This window comes from Bradyrhizobium stylosanthis, assembly GCF_001641335.1.
Taxonomy (GTDB): Bacteria; Pseudomonadota; Alphaproteobacteria; order Rhizobiales; family Xanthobacteraceae; genus Bradyrhizobium; species Bradyrhizobium stylosanthis.
In genome coordinates, this window is the sequence record NZ_LVEM01000005.1 from 562,267 (window position 1) to 584,977 (window position 22,711).

The window sequence follows — 22,711 nt, forward strand, 5'->3', positions numbered from 1 at the left end:
CGGGCCGCGGGCCTGCACAATATTGCCGGCGGGGAAAGCGGCGGCGGTGGCCGCCCTTCACCGCGATGTCATCAGCCGGAAAAGCCGCCATTGTCGAGGAAGGCCTGCTCTTCCTCCGTGGTCAGACGCCCGAGGACGCGGTTGCGGTGGGGAAAGCGGCCGAACCGGCGGATGATGTCGGCGTGCACCCGGGCGTATTTCAGGTTCTCGGCACTGTCAGCCTCGTTGGCGACATTTTCGGCATTCTGAAACAGCGCGACGCAATGCTCCTGGTCGGGCAGGTGCTCGGAATGCATGAAGGGCAGATAGAGGAATTCGCGCAGCACGGGGTCGACCCTGCGGTCGGCGCCGCGATCGATGGCCCGCCGCGCGACCTCGCGTGCCCGCGCATCGCTGGAAAACGTCCGGGGATCGTCGCGGAACATGTTGCGGGGAAACTGGTCGAGCACGATGACGAGTGCGAGCGCGCCGTCGTCGCTCGCCTCCCAGGCTGCCAGTTCGCCGATGGCTGCCTTCTGCCACAGCGGGAGAAAGCGACGTCTGACGTCCGCGTCGAAGGCGTCGCTGCGCTCGTACCAGCGCTCGCGGCCGGCCTCACGCCAGAAAGCGAGAATGCCCGATGGCGTGGTGTCGTTCACGTCAGTCATGCATCAAAAGGCAGCCTCAGGCCGCCTCCGCCTTCTTCTCGTCGCGCAGCTGCCGGCGCAGGATCTTGCCGACATTGGTCTTCGGCAGGTCACTGCGGAATTCGATGTGCTTGGGCACCTTGTAGCCGGTGAGCTGCTCCTGGCAGAACTTGATCACGGCTTCCGCGGTGAGGTTCGGATCCTTCTTCACCACGAAGGCCTTCACCGCCTCGCCCGACTTGGAATCGGGGATGCCGATCACGGCGCATTCGAGCACGCCCGGATGGCTCGCGATCACTTCCTCGATCTCGTTCGGATAGACGTTGAAGCCGGAGACCAGGATCATGTCCTTCTTGCGGTCGACGATCTTGGTGTAGCCCTTCTCGTCCATCACGCCGATGTCGCCGGTGCGGAAATAGCCGTCCGGCGTCATCACCTTGGCGGTCTCTTCCGGCCTGTTCCAATAGCCCGACATCACCTGCGGGCCCTTGGCGCAGATCTCGCCGGGCTGGCCGAGCGGGACTTCGTTGCCGTCGTCGTCGCGGATCGAGATCCAGGTCGAGGGCACGGGGATGCCGATCGATCCCGAGAACTCGTTCGTGGTCGCGGGATTGCAGGTCAGCGTCGGCGACGTCTCGGACAGGCCGTAGCCTTCGGCGATGAAGCAGCCGGTCACCGCCTTCCACTGCTCGGCCACCGGGCGCTGCACGGCCATGCCGCCGCCGTTGGAGATCTTCAGCTTGGAGAAGTCGAGCTTCTTGAAATCAGGATGATGCATCAGGCCGTTGTAGAGGGTGTTGACGGCCGGGAAGCTGTTGACCTGGTATTTCGCCAGCTCCTTGACGAAGCCCGCGATGTCGCGCGGGTTCGGGATCAAGAGATTGCAGCCGCCGGCGCGTACCGCGAGCAGGTAGCAGGCCGTCAGCGCGAAGATGTGATAGAGCGGCAGCGCGCAGACGATCATCAGCTGCTCGACATGCGGCGGCTGGGCCAGCGCCGGCTGCAGCCAGGCGTCGTTCTGCAGGACGTTGGCGACGATGTTGCGGTGGAGCAGCGTCGCGCCCTTGGAGACGCCGGTGGTGCCGCCGGTATATTGCAGGAAGGCGACGTCGCCCGGCGACAGTTTCGGCTTGTTGAACGTCATGCCGCGACCGGCCGAGATCGCGTCGTTGAACGACACCGCGCCCGGCAGCGACCAGGCCGGCACCATCTTCTTGACGCGGCGGACGACGAGATTGACGATCACGCCCTTGAAGCCGAGCAGGTCGCCCATGCTGCCGACGATGACGTGCTTCACGCCCGTCTTGGCGATCACCTGCTCGACGGTGTGCGCAAAGTTCTCCAGCACGATGATGGCTTCGGCGCCGGAATCCTTGAGCTGATGCTCGAGCTCGCGTGGGGTGTAGAGCGGGTTGACGTTGACGACGGCAAAGCCGGCGCGCAGCACCGCCGCGGTTGCAATCGGATATTGCAGCACGTTCGGCATCATGATCGCGACGCGCGCGCCGCGCTGGAGGCCGCGGCCCTGCAGATAAGCGGCGAGCGCCAGCGACATCTGGTCGAGGTCGCGATAGCTGATCGACTTGTCCATGCAGATGAACGCCTTGCGATCGGCGAACTTGCTGAAACTCTCCTCCAGCAGGTCGACCAGCGATGCGTACTGCGTCGGCTCGATATCAGCAGGCACGCCGGGCGGATATTGCTTGAGCCAGATGCGCTCCATGGAAAACTCCCCTCAATTTACCAGAGCCCGTTGTGTCTCGGGCTTGCCTCATTGCCGCCAGTATCGAGCCTGCCGGAACGGGTGGCAAGTCGTCGAGGCTTAGGGCAAAGGCCGGGGGGAGGCTACTGGAATCGTCGCAAACCGCGTTGCCGCAGGTGCGAAGCGCGGGGTGCGGTTTGATGTCCGAGGCGCGTTAACTGTTGTTGGCAGGCTTGGCGGCGGCCGGCTTGGTCGCGGCCTTGGGCTTGGGCTTGGCCGCCGGATCGCCGCTCGCCGGCTTCTCTGCGGGTTTCGCCGCCGCATCGTGCTTGGCGGCGGCATGCTTGGTGCCGGCCGGCTTGGCCGCGGTCTTGGCGTCGCTCTTGGCGTCGGCCGGTTTGGCTGCCGCGGTCTTGGCGTCCTTCTTGTCCGCGGGCTTGTCGGCCGCGTCGGGCTTCTTGGCAACGCGCGACTTCTTGCCACGCGGCTTGGAGGCGGTCTGCTGGTCGGCATCGGCTGCGACCGCCGCGATCAGGGCGGGGCCGGTGCGGGTCGGGCCGGTATAGACCAGCACCGGTTCAGCCGGCGCCGCCGCGGTGGCCATCAGCTCGGAAGCCTTCATCAAAGGCGGCTGCAGGCCGGCCGTGAAGAACGTCACCTGCGCTTCGCCGCCGGTGGCCGATGCCGATCCGCTGGTGCCGCCATTGGTGGCGATCAGGGCATCGTCGTCGTCGCTGGCCGGCCGCTTGCGATGACCGCCGCACATGTCCTCGCGCAGGTTCGGCGGCGAGGCGTCGACCGGCACCAGCTTGTCGACGGTGCCGAGCGAGGGACGGAGCCAGGTGAGATTGTCCTGGGCGAAGCCGCGTTCGAGCAGCTGCGCCGCCTTCACCGCACGCGCGGTGCCGGAATTGGCGCCGAGCACGACGGCGATCAGCCGGCGGCCGTTGCGCGTGGCGGAGGCCACGAGATTGTAACCGGAAGCGCAGATGAAGCCGGTCTTGAAACCGTCGGCGCCGGGATAGCGGCCGATCAGCTTGTTGAAATTCCCGGTGACGCGCTTGCCGAAGCGGATCGCCGGGATGTGCACGAAGTATTCGTATTCCGGCAGGTCGCGCAGGAACGAGCGGGCGAGAATGCCGAGGTCGCGGGCGGAGGTGATCTGGCCGTCGGCAGGCAGGCCGTTCGGATTGACGTAGCTCGTCTGCGTCATGCCGAGCTTCTGCGCGGTGTCGTTCATCATCGCCGAGAAGCCGTCGATCGAGCCGCCGACGCCTTCGGCGAGCACCACGGCCATGTCGTTGGCCGACTTGACCATCATCATCTTCAGCGCGTTGTCGACGGTAAGCTGTGTTCCCGGCCGGAACCCCATCTTCGACGGCGACTGCGAGGCGGCCGTCGGCGACACCGTGAGCAGCGTGTCGAGCGTGAGCCTGCCGTCCTTCACCGCCTTCAGCGTCACATAGGCGGTCATGATCTTGGTGACGGAGGCGGGATACCACGGGATCGTCGCATTCTCCGCCTGCAGCACCTTGCCGCTCTCGGCTTCGATCAGCAGCAGCGCTTCGGCATTCGCGACGCGCGGCGCAAGCAATGCGGCGCATGCGAGGGAGGCAGCGAACAGGTTGAACAGGGATTTGCGAAGCAGCGGGCGAAGGGCGTGCACTATCCGATTCCGGTCCTTGGAGAGCCGCCTGATACGGACGGTTCTCGTGATCTGAGTTCGGGTTTGAAATCCGGCGCCGCCGCTTGCGGCGTCGCAAACCTATACCGGCTGATGCGTCGAGAATAGGGGGACCGGTGCGGTATTCCGCAATGAAATAGGCCGAATTTCGACGGTCCTCCCGGGACTTGCTAGGGGGATTTGGCGGCTGTCGCGGCAGCCTCGGCCGCCGTCACGCTGGCCCGTGCGGTCTCCTGAACCATGAACTGGGCCTTGGCCAGCTCGGCAAAATGGCCGCCTTTGGCCACGAGTTCATCGAAAGTTCCGCTTTCGATCACCCGCCCATTCTCGAACACCAGAATCCGCGTGGCGTTGCGGATGGTGGAGAGGCGGTGGGCGATCACGAACGTGGTGCGGCCCTTCATCACTTCGTCGAGAGCGGCATTCACCTTGGCCTCGGTGACGGCGTCGAGCGCGCTGGTGGCTTCGTCCAGGATCAGGATCGGCGGGTCCTTCAGAAGCGCGCGGGCGATCGACAGGCGCTGCCGCTCGCCTCCGGAGAGCATGCGGCCGCGCTCGCCGGCATTGGTGTTGAAGCCGCCGCTGCGCTCGATGAAGTCGAGCGCCTGCGCGCGCTCGGCCGCCTTGCGCATCTCGGCTTCGGTCGCGTCCGGCTTGCCGACGCGAAGGTTCTCCTCGATCGAGCGGTTGAACAGCAGCGCTTCCTGGAACACGACGCCGATGTTCCGCCGCAGCGAGGTCAGCGTCACGCCGCGCACGTCCATGCCGTCGATCCTGATGATGCCGGATTGCGGATCGAAGGCGCGATGCAGCAGCGCGATCGCGGTGGACTTGCCGGCGCCGGTCGGGCCGACCAGCGCGATGGTCTGGCCGGGCAGCGCGGTGAAGCTGAGGTCCTCGATCGCCGGGCGCTTGCCGTCATAAGAAAAGGTGACGTCGTTGAACTCGACGAGACCGGACAACCGTCCCGCATCGATCGCGTCGGGACGGTCGTGGACCGCCGGCACGGCATCGAGCACGTTGAAGAACTCGCGCAGGCGCGGGGCTTCCATGAACACGTTGTTGATGAAGCTCACGACCTGCTCGAGCTTCTGGATCAGCATGGTCGCGAAGCTGACGAACATCACGATTTCGCCGACCGAGGTCAGCCCCTGGTCATGCAGGGCGATGCCGAGCGTGAAGATCGCCAGCACCGTGATGGTGGTCGAGGCGCGCGTGATCACGGTGACCAGCGCCCACCAGGACAGCACCGGCATCTGCGCGGCGAGCAGATCGTCGGCGACCGAGCGCAGCCCCTTCACCTCGGATTCGACGCGCACGAAGCTCTGCACCAGCGCGACATTGCCGAGCGCGTCGGAGGCGCGCGCGGAGAGCTCGCTATAGTGCTCCTCTACCTCCATCTGCATGCCGAAGGTCTTGCGCACCACGAAGGTCGTCAGCGCCGTGAAGACGATGCAGAGCACGAACAGCAGGATCGCGAGCCGCCAGTTCAGATACAGCGACAGCGGCAGCAGCACCACGACGGAGAGGATCGCGGCGAAGTGCTCGCGGAAAAAGCCGAGCCAGAGCCGCCACAGCGCGTCGGTGCCGTTGAGCATCACCTTCATCAGCCGGCCGGAATGGGTGCCGGAGTGGAAGGTCAGCGGCAGCTGCAGGATGTGCTCGAAATAGTCGGTCAGCACCGCCTGGCGCTGGCGGTGCGAGAGCCGGTCGGCCTGCAGCGCGACCAGCGCGCTGCAGCCGATCGTGAACAGGCCGAACGCCACCCAGGCGGCCAGGAACGGCCAGGCGGAGTTGGAACCGGCCACCGACTTGCCGGAGAGCACGTCGACGATCCGGCCGAACAGCACGGGCTCTGCGAATTGCGAGGCCGCCAGCAAGAGATTGGCGATCGCGAGCAGCCAGCCCAGCCGCGCCTCCTTGCCGAGCAGTTCGAGAACGCGGGTGTAGAGGCGGAGGATGGACATGCGGACGGCAACTCGGGCAGCTGATGGGGCTCGTATTCTAAGCCGGGATCGCCTGCGAGATACAGCGGAAGCTTCCGGTTTTGCTCAATTGATGAGCCGGCTCTCCACCGGCGGCAGGAACCGGTCGTCGAAGATATCGCCGGCTGCCGGCCGCTTGCGGAATTTGAAGTCCTTGGCGATCTGGTCGAACGAACGCTCCAGGCGCGCCGGGTCGATGCCGCCGAGGCCGTTGCGTCTGACCTCGTCGGTCAGGATGTTGTCGACGAGCACGGTGCGCAGGCGCTCCAGTTCGAGATCGCGGTCGCCGTCGTCGATGCGGCTTGCGGCCTCTTCTGCCGCGCGCGCCGGCTCCTTGGCCGTCGCGTTGATGCCCGCGATCAAGGCGCGGACGAATCCCTTCACCGCATCCGGCTTCGCCGCGGCGAAGGCGGGGTTGGCCACCACCGCGAAGCCATAGGCCTCGCAGCCGTAGTCGGCAAAGCGCAGCACGACGAGATCGCCGCCGGGCACGCCGCGGTCGCGCAGGTTCACCGCCGAGAGATAGCTGAAGCCGGCGACCGCATCGACCTGTCCCGCGGACAGGATCGGCTCGCGCACCGCGGCGCTGATCTTGTGGAATTTCACCCGCGCGGTGTTGATGTTGTTCTGCTGCGCCAGCGCCGGCCACAGCCGCATCGTCAGATCACCGTCGGCGACGCCGACGGTCTTGCCGTCGAGGTCGGGCAGCAGGTTGATGCCGCGGCTCCTGCGCGCGACGATGGCGTAGGGCGCGCGGTTGAACAGCACGAACACCGCCTTGATCGGTGCGGCGTCCTCCTTGTCGCGAAAGCGGATCAGCTCGTTGATGTCGACCAGTGCGAGCTCGCTGTCGCCCTTGGCGACACGCGCAAGCGCCTCCGGCGATCCGGGCGCGCTGTTGAAGGACACGTTGAGACGCTCGGCGCTGAACTTGCCGTCCTTCGCGGCCAGGAAGAACGGCGCCATGCTCGAATCGATGGGACGATCGAAGGTGAAGTGGATCGCCGTGGAAGGCGCGGCGTTCTCGGCCGCTGTAGCATCGCGTGCAGCCAGCGCGGCGAGCGGGATCGCAAGGGCCAGCAGACCGCGAAGAATGATCGTCCTGAATCGTGACATCGACTTGCGCCGGTCCCGCATTGTTGTGGTTCGTGACGCTCGCAGCGCCGGCCGGCTTGGACCGTGCGCGCGTCAACATGAACGGCGGATGAGCAGCGGTTGCGGCATCGTTACGCAACCTCGTTCAGCTTGCGTTGGGGTTGGGGAACCTAACTTAGGTGACAGGTGTTTGAGAGACATGAGCCTGTCTCAAGGCACCATTCGAGGTCCCAAGGAGGGTCCAGGACATGTTTGACAGAATTTCGAGCCTTACCGGCCGTAAGGCCATCTTCGCGACGGCTGCGGTGCTGGCGCTGACCGCGGCTGCTCCGACGGCCTCTTACGCAGGTGGCCGTCACTGGCATGGCGGTGGTGGCGGTGCCGCGGCCGCAGCCGCTTTCGCAGCCATCGGCACCGGTCTCGCCATCGCTGCGACCCGCGACTCCTATGCCTATGACTACGGTCCGGGCTACGGCTATTACGGCGGCCCCGCTTATTACAGCGCGCCTGCCTACGGCCCCTATTACGGCCCGGGCCCGAACTACCAGTATCAGCGCTACGGCGGCACCGCCCCGTCCGAGGCCTGTGGCCAAGGTTACTACCAGAACTGCTACTAAGCTTGCAGCAGTCCCTGGCTACCAAAGGTTGACCAAAACAGGCCGTCGCGCTTGCCGCACCGGCCTGTTTTTGCCTTTATTGCCGGGCGTTAACGCGCTCGCCATTGGTTTAGAGTAGTTTTTAGTACCATGAGTGATTCGCTTGAGCGGCTATATCTGGCTGTGCTCGCGGCCAGGGATCTTGATCCGGCAACATCGCGCACCGCGCGTCTGTTTCAGCGCGGACCCTCCAAAATGGCGAAGAAACTGGCCGAAGAGGCCATTGAAGTCGTGATCGATGCGGTCAACGGCGACAGTGAGGCCGTGATCCGGGAAAGCGCCGACCTGCTCTACAATCTCACCGTGCTGTGGGCCTCGGCCGGCGTGCGTCCCGAGGACGTCTGGCGCGAGATGACGCGGCGGGAAGACATGCTCGGCATCGCCGAGAAGCTGCCGAAATCGCAGATGAAGCTGCCCAAAGTTGCGTCATCGCGCGTCGCGGCCAGGCGGCCAATTGTCGCGCTCGAGAGCCGCACGGCCCGAAAGCGCCATTAAAAGCTTCACAAAACTCGCGATGGACAAATCCGTCCCATGGTGCTTCATCGCGGCGCCATGCTGAAACGTATTTACGACTGGTGCATCGACGCCGCCCACAAGCCCTACGCGCTCTGGATCATGGGAGCCGTGGCTTTCGCAGAAAGCTCCTTCTTTCCGGTCCCGCCGGATGTGATGCTGATCCCGATGTCACTGGCGCGCCCGCAGCGCGCCTGGGTCTATGCCGCGGTCTGCACGGTCACATCGGTGCTCGGCGGCCTGCTTGGCTATGCCATCGGCGCGCTGCTGTTCGACTCGGTCGGTCACTGGCTGATCCAGGCCTACGGCCTCGGCGACAAGGTCGATGCCTTCCGCGCCTCCTATGCGGAATGGGGCGCGGTGATCATCCTGCTCAAGGGCCTGACGCCGATCCCCTACAAGCTCGTCACCATCACCTCGGGCTTTGCCGGCTATAATCTCATTCTCTTCATCCTGTGCTCGATCGTCGCGCGTGGCGGCCGCTTCTTCATCGTGGCGATCCTGCTCAACCGCTACGGCGACTGGATCCGGCACAAGCTCGAGGAACATCTCGGCCTGTGGGTCACGCTCGGCGCCGTCGTGCTGGTGCTGGGCTTCGTGGTGGCGGTCAAGCTGATCTAAACCTCCGCGCTTTGCCGCCGCGCCGGCTTCGGCTACGGTTGCCATCATGATGGTTCGATCCGGCAATCCGGCCGTGCGGCTCGGGACGCTGATGTCAGTCGCGGCGCTGATCCTGCTCGGTGCCGGCGGGGCGGGATGGCCGCAATCGTCGCCGCCGTCGCTCGGTCTGCGGGAGCAGGGGCCGCAGGCTGCGCCGCCGCCGTCGACGCCGGCTTCATCGGCGCAGCCGGAGCGCGAGGAAAATCCCGGGCTGATCAACGAAATGGGCAAGCTGTTCGACAAGCTGCCCTCGATCCTGCCACCGATCAAAAGCCCCGGCGAGACCATGAATGACCTGTCGCGGCTGGCCAAGCCCTCGACCATGGTGTCGGGGCGTGTGGCCTGCCCGGCCTCGTCGAACGGCGCGCCCGACTGCAAGCAGGCCGCCGACCAGCTCTGCCAGAGCAAGGGCTACAAGGAAGGCAAGGGCGTCAACGCCGACTCCGCCGAGAAATGCTCGGCCAAGGTTCTCATTCCGGGCAGGCAACGCAAACCTGACGATTGCCGCACCGACACTTTCGTGACCAGCGCGCTGTGCCAGAACTGACGTGACGACGTCGCGCGCATGCAACAAGGAGTGCCCATGAGCCGTACGGAGCAGGACTTCCTCGGACAGCGTGAGATCGCCGACGACATCTACTACGGCGTCCAGACCATCCGGGGGAAGGAGAACTTCCACATCACCGGCATTCCCATGAACCAGGAGCCTTACTTCGTGAAGGCGCTCGGTTACGTGAAGAAGGCCGCCGCGATGGCCAACCGCGACCTCGGCGCGGTCGACGCCAAGGTGGCCGACGCCATCATCCTCGGCTGCGACCGCGTCATCGCCGGCGACATGATGGATCAGTTCGTCACCGACTTCATCCAGGGCGGCGCCGGAACCTCGACCAACATGAACGCCAACGAGGTGATCGCCAATCTCGCGCTGGAATCGCTCGGCTTCAAGAAGGGCGACTATCAGCACGTCAGCCCCAACGACCACGTCAATTACGGCCAGTCCACCAACGACACCTATCCGACGGCCTTCCGCCTCGCGCTGATCCTGCGGCTCGAGAGCTACATGACCGCGCTGCGCCAGCTCCAGGAGGCGTTCTTTGCCAAGGGCCGCGAGTTCGATCGCGTGCTCAAGATGGGCCGCACGCATCTGCAGGACGCCGTGCCGATGTCGCTCGGCGCCGAATTCCGCGGCTGGGGCACGACGATCGGCGAGGAGGTCGATCGCATCTCCGAGGCGCGGGCGCTGCTTCGCGAGATCAATCTCGGCGCCACCGCGATCGGCACCTCCGTCACCGCAGCGGTCGGCTATCCCAAACTCGCGGTCCGGCATCTGAGCGCGCTCACCGGCGTCGATTTCATCCTGGCCGGCGACCTCGTCGAGGCGACCTCGGACACCGGCGCCTATGTGCAGCTCTCCGGCGTATTGAAGCGCACCGCGAGCAAGCTGACGAAGATCTGCAACGACATCCGTCTGCTGGCGTCGGGCCCGCGCGCCGGCTTCAACGAGATCAATCTTCCGCAGCTGCAGCCGGGCTCCTCGATCATGCCGGGCAAGGTCAATCCGGTCATCCCTGAAGTCGTCAACCAGACCAGTTTCCTCGTCATCGGCCTCGACACCACGGTGACGCTCGCCGCAAGCGCCGGCCAGCTCCAGCTCAACGTGATGGAGCCGGTGATTTCATTCGCGCTGTTCTTCTCGATCCGCACCATGGAGCGCGCGGTCAACAGCCTGCGCGAGAATTGCGTCGTCGGCATCACCGCCAACGAGGAGCACACCCGCAACATGGTGCTCAACTCGCTCGGCATCGTCACGGTGCTGAAGCCGCTGCTCGGCTACAAGCAATGCGCCGAGATCGCGCGCGAGGGCTACAAGAGCGGCAAGTCGCTGCACCAGATCGTCGTGGTCGAGCGCAAGCTGCTGACACAGGAGAAATGGGACGAGATGTTCTCGTTCGAGCGGCTGATCAATCCGGATTTGATCGGGTAGGCGTTGAGCCGCCGCTCTCACCTCGTCATTGCGAGGAGCTCTTGCGACGAAGCAATCCGGCATCTCTCCGCTTAGACGGTCTGGATTGCTTCGCTTCGCTCGCAATGACGGGAGGGCGGCGAGCGGAATTCCGTTGCTTGGAATTGTGGTAGCCGCGTCCGCTGCGGCGCCAAAACGCAATACTTGACAGTGGAAAGATTGCCTTGTTGGTATGGCTCCCGACGTCGATTTGACAGCCAGAAGAGGATCGTTCCGCAATGTCCATGCCTGCCTTGTTCAAGGGGCGCCTGTCGATCCCCGTGATCGGCTCGCCGCTCTTCATCATCTCGGTGCCCGATCTGGTGATCGCGCAGTGCAAGGCGGGTGTGGTCGGCTCGTTTCCGGCGCTGAACGCGCGGCCGCCGGAGCTGCTCGACGAATGGCTGGCGCGGATCACCGAAGAACTCGCGGCCTATGACCGCGCGCATCCGGAACGGCCCTCGGCCCCGTTCGCGGTCAACCAGATCGTGCACAAGTCGAACAACCGTCTCGATCACGACATGCAGCTCTGTGCCAAGTACAAGGTGCCGATGGTCATCTCCTCGCTCGGCGCGCGGGAGGAGCTGAACCAGGCCGTGCACGACTGGGGCGGCATCGTCTTCCACGACGTGATCAACCAGAAATTCGCGCACAAGGCGATCGAGAAGGGCGCCGACGGCCTGATCCTGGTCGCGGCCGGCGCCGGCGGCCATGCCGGCACCATCTCGCCGCTGGCCTTCGTCGCCGAAACGCGCAAATGGTTCGACGGTCCGATCGCGCTGTCGGGCGCCATCGGCAACGGCAAGGCGATCCGCGCCGCGCGCATCCTCGGCGCCGACTTCGCCTATATCGGCTCGGCCTTCATCGCGACGAAGGAGGCCAATGCGGTCGAGAAGTACAAGGAGATGATCGCGGGCTCGACGGCCGACGACATCGTCTATTCCAACCTCTTCACCGGCGTGCACGGCAACTATCTGAAGCCGTCGATCCTCGCCGCCGGCATGGATCCGGAAAACCTGCCGACCTCCGATCCCTCCAAGATGAATTTCGGCACCGACGCCTCCGGCGAGCGCGCCAAGCCGAAGGCCTGGAAGGAGATCTGGGGCTCCGGCCAGGGCATCGGCAGCGTCGAGGGCATCGTCGGTGCCGCCGAGATGATCGCGCGCTTCAAGAGGGAATACGACGAAGCGATCGATCCGCCGTTGTGATCACTCTCGTGTCCCGGACGCGCTGCAGCGTGTAACGCTGCTGCGCAGAGCCGGGACCCATTGCAACGGTGGACCCCGGCCCAGCAGCGCACCGCTTTGGCGCCGCGCTGCGTCCGGGAAACGCCAGCCGAGATAGCGAACAAACATGGCCCCCATCTACCGCGTCGACGGCAACAACGTCGTCACCAGCCCGGATGCCGCAGGTCCCTGGGACCGGCGCATGCAGCATGGGTCGGCGCCGGCGTCGCTGGTGACATGGGCGGCCGAGCGCGTTCCGACACAAGTGCCGATGAATATCGCGCGCGTGACCATCGACCTGATGCGTCCGGTGCCGGTGGCGCCGCTCACGATCGCCACCGAAGTGCTGCGCGAGGGCCGCAAGATCCAGCTCTGCGAAATCAAGCTGCTCGCCGACGGCGTGCAGGTCGTCGGCGCCACCGTGCTCAAGATCAAGGCTCAGGCGCAGGCGCTGCCGGATGACATCAAGGAACTACCCGTCACGCTGCCCGCGCCGGAGGACTCGCTGGTCGAGGACGGTCACGCCGCCACCAGTCCGTTCGTGCGGTCCGTCTCGATGCGCGCGGCGCGCGGCCGCTTCGGCCAGGCCGGCGCCGGCGCGATCTGGTTTCGCGTCGATCATCCGCTGATCGAAGGCGAAGCCATCTCGCAGGCGATGCGCGCCGTGGTCGCCGCCGACTTCTCCAACGGCACCGCCTCGACGCTCGACTTCCGCGCCTGGACCTACATCAACGCCGACCTCACCGTGAGCTTTGCGCGCCAGCCGGTCGGCGAGTGGATCCTGCTCGACGGCGATTCATGGATCGGCCCCGACGGTGCAGGCCTTGCGATGTCGCGGCTTGCTGACCGGCAGGGCTATTTCGGCCGCGCGGTGCAGAGCCTGGTGATCGAGAAGCGGTAGGGCACTAGCGCGCCGGGCGAAGAGGAGCGCGACGCGCCCCATTCATGCCCCGCGAAGGCGGAGCATCCAGTACGCCGCGGCCTATCGATTCAATCGCAGCCGTCTCGGAGTACTGGATCGCCCGGTTGAGCCGGGCGATGACACCTGTTGTGTCGTCGGGTCTGGTGATCGAGAGGTCTTGAGCGTGACGGCGGAGCCCGTCATGGCTCCTTCCAATTGAACGGCAGGCTTCCGCCGCCGCGGAAGGGATGCTTGGCCGTGTGCGACGCTGCATCCTGCCAGTTCACAAACCGTAGAAGATCTTGATCTCCCACAGCACCACGATGATAGCCGTGATCAACGTAACCGCGGCGACTGCACTTTCCAGGGAAGCGACTCTCATGCCTTACTCCGCTTCCCAGCCCCGTCAGCGGGTCTAATTGATTCCCTGATTCGCGGGCAATCGGGCGGGCATCGCCGGCGCGCACTCCGTGGCGCGCTGTGGTGCCGGGGCCACAACGCCCCCGTGAAATCCCGGGATTTTACCCTACCATCCGGTCACGTCCGCTCCAGAAGCCCGCACGGAGTACCTTCTTGTCCACCTTGCCGACGCCGGTCATCGGCAGCTGCCTGACGAACTGGATCTGCTTGGGCGCATGGGCCGAGCCCTTGCGCGACCTCACGAGATTGATCAGCTCATCGGCATCGGGCGTGGCGCCCTCGCGCGGGACGACGACGGCGGTAACGGCCTCGCCCCATTTCTCGTCGGGAACGCCGACCACGGCGACCATCGCGACGTCGGCGTGTTGCGACAGCACGTCCTCAACCTCGCGCGGAAAGATGTTGAAGCCGCCGGAGACGATCATGTCCTTCTTGCGGTCGAGGATGAACATGTAGCCGCGCTCGTCCTTGCGCGCGATATCGCCGGTGTGGACCCAGCCGTTCTTCAGCGTCTCGGCGGTGATGTCCGGCCGCTTCCAGTATTCCGCCATCGCATGCGGCGCGCGCACGCAGATCTCGCCGGCCTCGCCCGTCTTCACCTCCTGGTCGTCGTCGTCGAGCAGCTTGACCTCGCAGGCCGCGATCGGGAAGCCGCAGGACAGGAACAGCTCCGGCGTCTTGGGATCGTGATCCCTCTTGCGCAGCACCGAGATCGGATAGCATTCGGTCTGGCCGTAGAGCTGCGAGAACACCGGGCCGATGCGCTCGATGCCTTCGACCAACCGGCTCGGCGACATCGCGGACGCGCCATAGAGCACGAGCTCGAGCGAGGACAGGTCGGTCCTGCTCAGCGCGGGGTGATCGAGCAGCACGTAGATCATCGTCGGCACGAACAGCGTGAAGTCGATGCGCTCGCGCGCGATCGTCGCCAGCACCGCTTCGGGATCGAAACCCTTCAGCATGTGCACGGTGCCGCCGCGCATCAGGGTCGGCAGCACCTTCGTGCCGGCGACATGGCTGATCGGGGCGACGGTGAGATAGCGCGCACCTTCAGGGATTTCGAAGTCTGCGAGGATTGCGCCGGCAGCCCCGCTGTTTTCGCGGTGATAGCGCAGCGCGCCCTTGGATTTGCCGGTGGTGCCGCCGGTGTAGTTCAGCGTGGAGAGATCGTCGGGGCCGGCGAGACAGAGCGGGCTGGCGTGGCCTTCGATCTCGATGGCCTGCAAGAGATCGACGCCATAATCGGCGGGGCCCATGGTGAAGACCGCCTTGAGCATGCTCGCTTTGGCGGCAAGCTCGCCGCCGCGATCGCGGAAGGCGGCGGCGTCGACCACCAGCATCTCGGCTTCAGAATCCTCGAGCTGGAACAGCTGGTCGCTTTGCGACCCCAGCGGATGCAGCCAGGTGATGCAGAGGCGCGACAATTGCGCGGCGACGCCGGCGCACCAGGTGTCGGCGCGGTTTGCGGTGAGGAAGGCGACGCGCGCGCCGGGCTGCAAGCCAAGCCGCATGAACACGCCCTGGATCCGCCCGATCAGGTCGATCGTGCCCTGATAGCTCAGCGATCCCCCGGGCCAGGCGAACGCGGTGCGGCCGGGATAGCGCGACAGTGCGCGTAGCGTCTGCGCGCAAGTCGGCGACGATGCATGGAGCGGGTCGGCCATATGTTTCCTCGTTGCTTTGTCATCGGCTTCTGACGTGCCAATGTTTGCCGCAACGCTAGCACAGGGAATGCGGGAGGAAACGACAGCCCGCGCGAGGGAGGCATGCGTGACATCAGACCGACTGCAAATTTTCAGCGATCGTCTCGCCCTGCCGCTGATCGCAGCGCCGATGTTTCTCGTATCGGGTGTCGAGCTCATGGTCGCGGCCTGCCGAAGCGGCGTAATCGGCAGCTTCCCCACCGCGAATTGCCGCAGCACGGAACAGCTCGATGCGTGGCTCGGTGAGATCGAAGCGCGGCTGCTGCAGCACGAACAACAGGCCGGTCGCAGGGCGGCGCCGCTCTGCCCGAACCTGATCGTGCACCGCTCCAATGCGCGGCTGGAGCAGGATCTCGCCGCGCTGCTGCGGCACAAGCCGGAGATCGTCATCACCTCGGTCGGCTCGCCGGCGCCGGTCTTGAAGCCGCTGCATGACGCCGGTGTGCTGGTGCTGGCGGACGTCGCCACGATCCGCCACGCCGAACGCGCTGCGGACGCCGGGGCCGACGGGCTCGTGCTGCTCACCGCAGGCGCGGGCGGGCAGACCGGTTGGCTCAACCCGTTCGCCTTCGTCCGCGCGGTGCGCGCATTCTACGACGGCATCATCGTGCTCGCGGGCGGCATCAGCGACGGCCGCAGCTTGCGTGCCGCGGAGGTGCTCGGCTGCGATCTCGGCTACATGGGCACCAAGTTCATCGCGACGCGCGAGAGCATGGCCGACGACCGTCACAAGCGGATGCTGGTCGAGAGCAGCGCCGACGACATCCTGCTGACCACCGCGTTCACGGGCCTTCAGACCAGCATGCTGAGGCCGTCGATCGTCGCTGCGGGTCTCGACCCTGATGACCTGCCGGCGCGCGGCGCGATCGACATCGCCAAGGATATCGACGTCGCCGCGCGCGAGAACCGGCCAAAGCGTTGGCGCGACATCTGGAGCGGCGGGCACTCGACCTCGGGCGTGACCGACGTGCCGGCGGCCGGCGATCTCGTTGCGCGGACCATCGCGGAGTATCGCGAGGCGGGCGGGCGGTAGGTGGGCTCGTCATGCCCGGGCTTGTCCCGGGCATCCACGTTCTTCGTGCCCCGCCGAGACGTGGATGGCCGGGACAAGCCCGGCCATGACGATGCGGAGACTCTACCATCGCATCGATCACAGTTAATTCCGCATGCCTCCGGCCCGGCTCACTTAACGGCGGATTAACCAAGGCCAGCCAACAATCCCCCTCACGGCCGCCAATCAGGATGAGAGGGACAGGCGATGGACTTCGATTATCTCAACGCCAAGACGGCGGCATCGCTGGATGAGATCCGCGTCCGCGTCGCCCATGCGCTGGCCCGCCATCCGCTGTGCCGCAACGTGCGCTTCGACATCGTCAGCGTCCCCCGCACCCGCCGCGGCGGCAACTGGACGGTGACGCTGCAATCGGTCGAGCCGCGTGCGGTCTGGGAAGCCTCCGAGATCGTCGCCGACATCCAGGACGCCTACGACCTGGCGGCAGCTGCCTGATTTTATTGGAGTTTTCGGCGATGTCGCCGCAGTCCGCGCGATTGCCGCTGTCATGGCACGGTTAAGCCTTATTTACCGCCCAGTTTTACGGCAGTGATCACATGGACTTGAAGTCGGACGCGGAGGGACGTTTGTCCAAAGCCATCACCATCGTTGTGCTGACCTGTTTCCTCGTCCTTGGGGCCGCCACCACCGCCATTCTCGGCCGCGACAGCGTCCCCAGCGTCAGCGCCGAGATGATCACCGAAGCCCCGCCGGCCAAGCCGCTTGCCACCAACCGCGCCGCCAAGGCCGATCGTCTGGTTCCGACGCTGGCTCTGGCTTCGGCCGCGATCGAGTCGGTCCAGGTGCCCGCGGACAGGCTCGCCCAGGCGCCGGTCTTGACCGAGCCGCTGCGTCAGGCCTTTGCCGCCGCAACGCCCTCCGATTTTCCGCTGCCGAAGAAGGGTTCGTCGGCCGGCGTCAACGAGGCTCCCGCCGCGGCCGAAGTTCCCGCCGTCGAGGTCCCGGCCAAGCCGAAGGTCGCCGCCAAGCCGCAGCCGCAGAAATCCTATTCGTTGCTCTCCGACGTCCAGATCTCAGGCATCAAGGATCGCCTGAAGCTGTCGTCGTCGCAGGAATATTACTGGCCTTCGGTCGAGACCGCGCTGCGCAACGTCGCGCGCAGGATGCAGGCGAACAAGCTGTCGAATCCGAACGCGCCGCCCAGCGCGCAGATCGATCCGAATTGCGACGAGGTGCAGCAGTTGAAGTCGGCCGCGATGCCGCTGCTGTTCCAGCTGCGTGACGATCAGAAGGAAGAAGTGCGCAAGCTCGCCCGCCTCATCGGGCTCGAGAAGGTCGCGCAGCAGATCTGACACGGGCCGGTTTCCCGAATGGATCACGCTCGATGAATGTCTCGAAGCGCGACGGCTCATCGCGCTTTGGAACCGCACCCATCAGGAACATCTGGTAATCCCCACGCGTTGCCCGCCTCGAAAGAGGGAGTGGATCAATGCGCGCCTCGACAGCCTATTTCGTCGGTGCCGGAACTATCATAGTGGCCATTGCCATTGGTCTCGGCGGCGGCATCGTTGCCGGTAACATCATGAATCCGATCGCGCCCAAGCAGGGTGCGGATGCCAGCAAGATGGCGCAGCGCACGGATGCCGCCAGCGCGCCGGCCCAGACCAATACGCCGTCCGAGCGCGTGCAATATCTGACGGGATCGCAGGCGTTCGGCACGATCGTCGCGCCGCCGGCCCAGGCCGAAGCGAAACCTGAAGCGGCAAAGTCCGACACGCAGGTCACCCAGGCGAACGCCGAACCGCCAGCGCCGCCGCCTTCGCAGGCGGCCGCGGTCGAGCCGCCGAAGCCGGCGCCGGCATCGTCTGCGAAACCTGCCGAGCAGCAGGCTTCGACGAGCCAGCCCTCCTCGTCCGACAACGCCTCTGCCAAGGACGCCTATGCCAAGGCGAGAGACTCCGACGTAAAGCGCGCCGCGAGTGAGCGGCGCCGGGCCGAGCGGCGTGAGCGCTGGGCCGAGCGCCGGTACTATGAGTCCCGCGACCCGCGCGCCATGCGTGACCGCACCGATTGGGACGACGTGGCCCGCAACGTCCGTGAAGATTCCGAGTCGCGTGATTATGCGAACCGCCCGCGCAGCGGCGTTCCGCAGATCAGGCTGTTCGGGGCGGATGACGACGATTAGCGTGTGTCGGCGCGCCCAGCTTCCTCGCTGAGCGCGCGATCGCTTTCGTAACGATCAGCCGCCGTGCGACTCCACGACCTTGCGGCAGCCGTCGGAAAGCTTCGACTTGTTCTCGCGCAGGCAGGCATTCATCTGCGGCGGCTTGCCGATGTGTTCTGCGCAGAACTTGCCGGCATCGCTGCGGCAGGCCATCTGCTCCTGCGGCGTCGGACCGGATTGCGCTGCGGCGGGCAGGGCAGTGGCGGCAAGCAGCAGCGCGGCAAGAACCGAAATCTTCATAAAGCACCTCTTTGCAATTGTCGGGCGTCCCGTTCGGGATCAAGCGGGCGGACAATGTCGCGAAGGCCTGGTGCCGGTCCATGCCATGTTCATGGCATCGGCGCGCCGCCTCGGCCGCCGCACCCCCATCTTCATGGCATGTATCCGCGCGCCGCATTTTGCCATTCAGGCTGCACGTCGGCTGCGAGACCCGGTGAATTGCATCGGGCGCCGAACGGGAAGCAGGAGAGCAAGAATGTCGAAAACAACGGGAGCGCTGGGCGCCGGGCTGACAGTCATGGTGCTGGCGGGTGCGGCAATGGTGTCGCTGGGGACGAGCCCGGCACAGGCGGTGGTCTATTGCAAGACGGTCGGCGTGCCCAAGGGCTGCGTGGTGCGGCCGACGGCGGCGGTGGTGGTCGCGCCGGGAGCGCCGGTCGCGGCGGCTGCGGTTGCGACCCCCGGCGTCGGTGCGCCCGGTGTCGGCGTGCGTGCGGGCACACCGATGAATCGCGGCGGTCCGGTCAATCGCGTCGGTGTTCGCTGACGGTCTCGTTCGATTGAGTTGATTGCATCGTTTCGGGCGCAGGAGCTGCGGACGAACCCCCCCGTCCTCCGCAGGCAGACAATCCCGCCCGTTCCCTCTCTCCGCGCGTCCCACACGTTCGGAGAGGGGGCTTTTCAGCCACCGGCAGCATCGCTGTCGGGAAAGACCTGCGGCAATTGCAGCCGCACCTGCGTGCCCTGGGCATCCGAGCTGAGGTCGAGCATCGCACCACAGCGTGCGGCGCGGCTTCTCATGTTGCGCAGGCCCCGTGCGGTCTGGCTCGCGCCGGCGGCCTCGCCGTTCTCGGCTCGTGCGAAACCACAGCCGTCGTCGGTTACGCTGATCACGCCATACGGTCCCTGAGCTCCGTCGAGCGTCTCGATGGTGACCGCGATATTGCGGGCCTGGGCGTGCTTGACGGCATTGGTCACGGCTTCGTCGAGGATGCGCACGATCTGGATCACGTGCCATGGCCTGAGCTCGGGATGCAGCGGCACGCCTTGCGGCGTCGCCACACGCCAGTCGAGCGCGATGTCGTGCGGCCGCAATTGCGCCGTCGCACGCTCGCGCCAGGAGCCGAGCGCGAGCATGAGGTCGCCGCCGATGTCGTCCATGGAATCGATGACGAGGCGCAGATCCTTCAACGCGGCGCGGGCGGCGTCCGTGATGCTCGCGCCCTCATGGCCGCGCTCGGACAGCGCGACGATGCTGACGAGCTGGCCGCCGAGGCCGTCATGCAGATCGCGCATCAGCCTTGTGCGCTCATTGGCGAGCGCGGCGGCGCGGGCGCGCTCCTCCTCGCGGGCAAAGCTCGCCTTCAGCCGCTCCTCGGCCTCGTGCACCCGCGTCACCAATTGCCCGGCAAAGCTGTCGACCTGGTTCAGCGCGCGGGCGAAGCGCCAGGTCAACCCCGCACCGATCGCGACCAGCATCGCCGAATAGGACAGGCGCGAGACGAAGATGCGTTCATTGGTGACGATCTCGAACACCGACAGCATGTCGTGGACCCAGCAGGTCAGCACGATGGTCACCGCGCAGCCGATCGTGAAGCTGGCGGCATCCTGCCGCCGTACCACCGCGGTCGCGGTCACGCACGCCATCAGGAACAGGCAGATCCCGACGGTGGGGATGCCGAGCACGAGAAACAGAATGCGCGGCAGCGGCGGACCGGCGATCAGGCCGACCACGAACACGATGAGGCCCGGCGCGAACAGCAGCATGCCGTAGCGCGGCCAGCGCCAGCCGAAGAACAGCACGCCGAAGGCGACGATCAGCGCGCTTTCGGTCGGCGCGGACGCGAGCAGCACCGCGGCAAGCCGCGATATGGCGGCCGGCGGCACCGGCGGCGGTATGAATGCCTGGATCACGCCGAGCACCATCGCGACGGCCAGCACGCCATAGACCGGCTCGCGCCGCCGCATCAGCCACATGATCGCGAGGATGACGGCGAGGATCGACTGCCAGGCGGAGAACGCCACCTGCAGCGTCACGAACAGCAGCGTGCGCGTCTCGTAGGACGGACGCAAGGCGGCGTCCGGTCCGACATAGACGGTGTCGAGAAAGCCCTTGAGCGGCCCCCACACGAACAGCCGCACCGTGATCTCGTTGCTGCCGTCGCGAAGCAGCGAAGCGGGAATGACAGCGATCTGCGGCGTGTTGCGATCCGGCCGGTTGGCATTGGCGTCGCGACGGGAATCGAGCACGACGACGCCGTTGACGGCGACTTCCACCGCGTTGCTGAAGCGCGGCAGGTACACCGACCAGCCCGCCCCCGCATCGGCGCTTCTGAAGGTGAAAGCGCCGGTGTAGAGCGGAGGATCCGCCAGCGAATAGCGGGATGACGTGAAGTGCGGCAGCGTCACGGGGCGCGTCACGCCGTCCTCGCGCAGCGAAAACTGGCTCAGCGCAAAATCTTCGGGGTCGCTGGGCTGCAGCAGCCGCAGCCCGAGGATGGTCGCGATCACGATCAGCGCCTGGAGCAGCAGATAGGGCACGAGCCGCGACACGATGAGCCGGCGCCGCGGACGGGTGGGGGCCTTCGCCGCGATCTCGCTCACAGCTTGATCAGGCCCTGCTGCACCGCCTCGAACACCGCTTCGCTGCGTGTGTGCACCTCGAGCTTGCGATAGATGTTCTTGATGTGCCCGGGCACGGTCTGCCTGGACAGGCCGAGATGGCTCGCGATCTCGGCATAGCTGAAGCCCTTTGCGATGCCCCAGAGGATGTCGATCTCGCGCGGGGTCAGCTTCGCCGTGTTGAGTGCGGGACCCGGCGTCGCTCCGGCCGAACTCTGCGCGGCGCCTTGCGTCCGGCGCACGATGAAGCGGGCGATAGAGGCCGAGATCGGGGAATGGCCGGCGACGAGATCGCGCACGGTGGTGGCGATGTCGGTGGGGAAGGCGTCCTTGAGCAGATAGCCGGTGGCGCCGACGGTGATCGCCGAGATCACGCTCTCCTCGTCGCCGAGCGCCGAGATCACCATGATCTCGGTGTCGGGAAAGCGCTGCCGGACCTCGCGGATCAATTCGACGCCGTGGCCGTCGGGAAGCCTGAGATCGGTGAGCAGCACGCGCGGTGCGGCTTCGGCCAGCGCCGTGCGGGCCTCGGCCAGCGTGCCGGCGCTGCGCACCTCGTAGCCGGCCTTGACCAGCGCGTCCTGGAGCCGCCAGCAGGTCGGCGCATCATCCTCGACGAGGAGGATGGTGACGGTCTCACCCGTCTCGCCCTGTTCGCTCATGCTTCATCGTCCCGCACCCGCGTGTCCCCCGCGGCGCGAGGCCAAGTTTAGCCGCGGAGCGCCAGCCGCGACACCCATAATCATGGGGGCGGTCAGGCATCCCTCGTGTCCGTTGTGGATCGGCGTCCTGGCGGGAGTGGGCCGTTTGCGAGGTCGCCTCTCCCCGCAAAGCGGGGAGAGGTCGCTCAGTCCTTACCGGCCGTTGCCGCGGCATGCGCCGCCGGGACCGATATGGTAGCCGCGCGGGCAGGCATGCGCGGCGGGGTTGGCGTAGTTTCTCAGGCAGCCGCCATAGGGGCCGCGGTGCCAGCCCTTGCCGCAACCGCCGGCGACCGCGACGATGTCGCCGCTCCCGCCGGTGAGCGGAGCCAGCGGCATGGCCTGGGCAGAGCCTGTGATCGCGCCGAGCGCGAGGCATGCAACGAACACGATGCGCATCATGTCTGGTTCTCCCGATGCCGTTGCGTCAGCGGCCGGCGGCGAACGCGATGCCGGCGCGCACTTCGCCGATCGCCTGGTCGATCAGCCCGATCGCCTTCTCGCGGTGGCCGCCCTTGTTGGGCTCGGCCTTGCCGAGCTCGACGCGGGCCGACTGCAGGATCGCAATGGCTTCGTCCATGTGGGGCTGCGCGCCGAGCGCGTAACCGACGCAGAGGCTGGTCGCGATGGCGCCGCCGAGCACGAGGCTGCGGGGTAGAGAGGTTCGCATATGATCGTCTCCTCCAGCGGGCGTCAGGCCGGGGCCGCCCGGTTGCCCGGATTCGGTCCCGTCTGTGGCGGGCCGCCGCGGCGACGCGCG

23 protein-coding genes are annotated in these 22,711 nt (G+C 66.2%); 12 read left to right on the forward strand and 11 right to left on the reverse strand.

Annotated features, from left to right (window positions below):
• Window positions 1–71: 71 nt before the first annotated feature.
• The 5 genes from A7X65_RS33955 to A7X65_RS33975 all read right to left on the reverse strand — a co-directional run bounded on the left by A7X65_RS33955 (window position 72) and on the right by A7X65_RS33975 (window position 7,113).
• Window positions 72–647, reverse strand: coding sequence for a DUF924 family protein (locus A7X65_RS33955; protein WP_063693596.1), 576 nt, complete (start codon window positions 645–647; stop codon window positions 72–74).
• Between the two features lie 16 nt (window positions 648–663).
• Window positions 664–2,349, reverse strand: coding sequence for a long-chain fatty acid--CoA ligase (locus A7X65_RS33960; RefSeq protein ID WP_063693598.1), 1,686 nt, complete (start codon window positions 2,347–2,349; stop codon window positions 664–666).
• A 193-nt stretch (window positions 2,350–2,542) separates the two neighbouring features.
• Window positions 2,543–3,994: a D-alanyl-D-alanine carboxypeptidase family protein gene (locus A7X65_RS33965; RefSeq protein ID WP_063693600.1), complete on the reverse strand. Its 1,452-nt coding sequence runs from the start codon at window positions 3,992–3,994 to the stop codon at window positions 2,543–2,545.
• 188 nt (window positions 3,995–4,182) lie between these two features.
• Window positions 4,183–5,979, reverse strand: coding sequence for a glucan ABC transporter ATP-binding protein/ permease (locus A7X65_RS33970; protein WP_063693602.1), 1,797 nt, complete (start codon window positions 5,977–5,979; stop codon window positions 4,183–4,185).
• An 84-nt stretch (window positions 5,980–6,063) separates the two neighbouring features.
• Window positions 6,064–7,113, reverse strand: coding sequence for an ABC transporter substrate-binding protein (locus A7X65_RS33975; protein WP_063693876.1), 1,050 nt, complete (start codon window positions 7,111–7,113; stop codon window positions 6,064–6,066).
• A 227-nt stretch (window positions 7,114–7,340) separates the two neighbouring features.
• Here A7X65_RS33975 and A7X65_RS33980 point away from each other — a divergent pair, with 227 nt between their 5' ends.
• The 7 genes from A7X65_RS33980 to A7X65_RS34010 all read left to right on the forward strand — a co-directional run bounded on the left by A7X65_RS33980 (window position 7,341) and on the right by A7X65_RS34010 (window position 13,050).
• Entirely contained in the window at window positions 7,341–7,709 is a 369-nt protein-coding gene (locus A7X65_RS33980; protein WP_063693604.1) for a hypothetical protein, read from the forward strand.
• 129 nt (window positions 7,710–7,838) lie between these two features.
• A complete protein-coding gene (gene hisE / locus A7X65_RS33985; protein WP_063693623.1) occupies window positions 7,839–8,243 on the forward strand; it encodes a phosphoribosyl-ATP diphosphatase in 405 nt (134 codons plus the stop codon).
• A 36-nt stretch (window positions 8,244–8,279) separates the two neighbouring features.
• Window positions 8,280–8,882: a YqaA family protein gene (locus tag A7X65_RS33990; protein ID WP_082885150.1), complete on the forward strand. Its 603-nt coding sequence runs from the start codon at window positions 8,280–8,282 to the stop codon at window positions 8,880–8,882.
• Between the two features lie 46 nt (window positions 8,883–8,928).
• Complete coding sequence (locus tag A7X65_RS33995; RefSeq protein ID WP_063693625.1) at window positions 8,929–9,468, forward strand: hypothetical protein; 540 nt, start codon at window positions 8,929–8,931, stop codon at window positions 9,466–9,468.
• Between the two features lie 36 nt (window positions 9,469–9,504).
• Complete coding sequence (locus A7X65_RS34000; protein WP_063693627.1) at window positions 9,505–10,905, forward strand: aspartate ammonia-lyase; 1,401 nt, start codon at window positions 9,505–9,507, stop codon at window positions 10,903–10,905.
• 257 nt (window positions 10,906–11,162) lie between these two features.
• On the forward strand, window positions 11,163–12,131 hold the full coding sequence (locus A7X65_RS34005; RefSeq protein WP_063693630.1) for an NAD(P)H-dependent flavin oxidoreductase: 969 nt from the start codon (window positions 11,163–11,165) through the stop codon (window positions 12,129–12,131).
• Between the two features lie 145 nt (window positions 12,132–12,276).
• Complete coding sequence (locus tag A7X65_RS34010) at window positions 12,277–13,050, forward strand: thioesterase family protein (RefSeq protein WP_063693632.1); 774 nt, start codon at window positions 12,277–12,279, stop codon at window positions 13,048–13,050.
• A 521-nt stretch (window positions 13,051–13,571) separates the two neighbouring features.
• Here the strand turns inward: A7X65_RS34010 and A7X65_RS34015 are convergent.
• Entirely contained in the window at window positions 13,572–15,134 is a 1,563-nt protein-coding gene (locus A7X65_RS34015; RefSeq protein WP_063693635.1) for an AMP-binding protein, read from the reverse strand.
• A gap of 106 nt (window positions 15,135–15,240) precedes the next feature.
• Here A7X65_RS34015 and A7X65_RS34020 point away from each other — a divergent pair, with 106 nt between their 5' ends.
• The 4 genes from A7X65_RS34020 to A7X65_RS34035 all read left to right on the forward strand — a co-directional run bounded on the left by A7X65_RS34020 (window position 15,241) and on the right by A7X65_RS34035 (window position 18,370).
• Window positions 15,241–16,206, forward strand: a complete 966-nt coding sequence (locus A7X65_RS34020; protein WP_063693637.1) for an NAD(P)H-dependent flavin oxidoreductase — start codon at window positions 15,241–15,243, stop codon at window positions 16,204–16,206.
• A 225-nt stretch (window positions 16,207–16,431) separates the two neighbouring features.
• A complete protein-coding gene (locus tag A7X65_RS34025; RefSeq protein ID WP_063693639.1) occupies window positions 16,432–16,680 on the forward strand; it encodes a hypothetical protein in 249 nt (82 codons plus the stop codon).
• Between the two features lie 131 nt (window positions 16,681–16,811).
• Window positions 16,812–17,537 (forward strand): hypothetical protein, encoded by a 726-nt coding sequence (locus A7X65_RS34030; RefSeq protein WP_063693878.1) that lies wholly within the window; start codon window positions 16,812–16,814, stop codon window positions 17,535–17,537.
• A 137-nt stretch (window positions 17,538–17,674) separates the two neighbouring features.
• Window positions 17,675–18,370: a hypothetical protein gene (locus A7X65_RS34035; RefSeq protein WP_063693641.1), complete on the forward strand. Its 696-nt coding sequence runs from the start codon at window positions 17,675–17,677 to the stop codon at window positions 18,368–18,370.
• A gap of 54 nt (window positions 18,371–18,424) precedes the next feature.
• Here A7X65_RS34035 and A7X65_RS34040 read toward each other — a convergent pair whose 3' ends face one another.
• The gene (locus tag A7X65_RS34040) at window positions 18,425–18,649 is read right to left on the reverse strand and encodes a cysteine rich repeat-containing protein (RefSeq protein WP_063693643.1); all 225 of its coding nucleotides are present in this window, start codon (window positions 18,647–18,649) and stop codon (window positions 18,425–18,427) included.
• Window positions 18,650–18,884: 235 nt separating this feature from the next.
• Here A7X65_RS34040 and A7X65_RS34045 point away from each other — a divergent pair, with 235 nt between their 5' ends.
• On the forward strand, window positions 18,885–19,175 hold the full coding sequence (locus A7X65_RS34045) for a hypothetical protein (protein ID WP_063693645.1): 291 nt from the start codon (window positions 18,885–18,887) through the stop codon (window positions 19,173–19,175).
• 134 nt (window positions 19,176–19,309) lie between these two features.
• On the opposite strand, the gene A7X65_RS34050 is transcribed toward A7X65_RS34045, so the two are convergent.
• From A7X65_RS34050 to A7X65_RS34065, 4 genes are all read right to left on the reverse strand, one after another.
• Window positions 19,310–21,232, reverse strand: a complete 1,923-nt coding sequence (locus A7X65_RS34050) for a sensor histidine kinase (protein ID WP_063693647.1) — start codon at window positions 21,230–21,232, stop codon at window positions 19,310–19,312.
• On the reverse strand, window positions 21,229–21,912 hold the full coding sequence (locus A7X65_RS34055) for a response regulator (RefSeq protein ID WP_063693649.1): 684 nt from the start codon (window positions 21,910–21,912) through the stop codon (window positions 21,229–21,231). Before A7X65_RS34055 ends, A7X65_RS34050 begins: the two co-directional genes overlap by 4 nt.
• A 192-nt stretch (window positions 21,913–22,104) precedes the next feature.
• Complete coding sequence (locus A7X65_RS34060; RefSeq protein WP_145666777.1) at window positions 22,105–22,353, reverse strand: GCG_CRPN prefix-to-repeats domain-containing protein; 249 nt, start codon at window positions 22,351–22,353, stop codon at window positions 22,105–22,107.
• A 25-nt stretch (window positions 22,354–22,378) separates the two neighbouring features.
• Complete coding sequence (locus tag A7X65_RS34065; RefSeq protein WP_063693651.1) at window positions 22,379–22,621, reverse strand: hypothetical protein; 243 nt, start codon at window positions 22,619–22,621, stop codon at window positions 22,379–22,381.
• Between the last annotated feature and the right edge of the window lie 90 nt (window positions 22,622–22,711).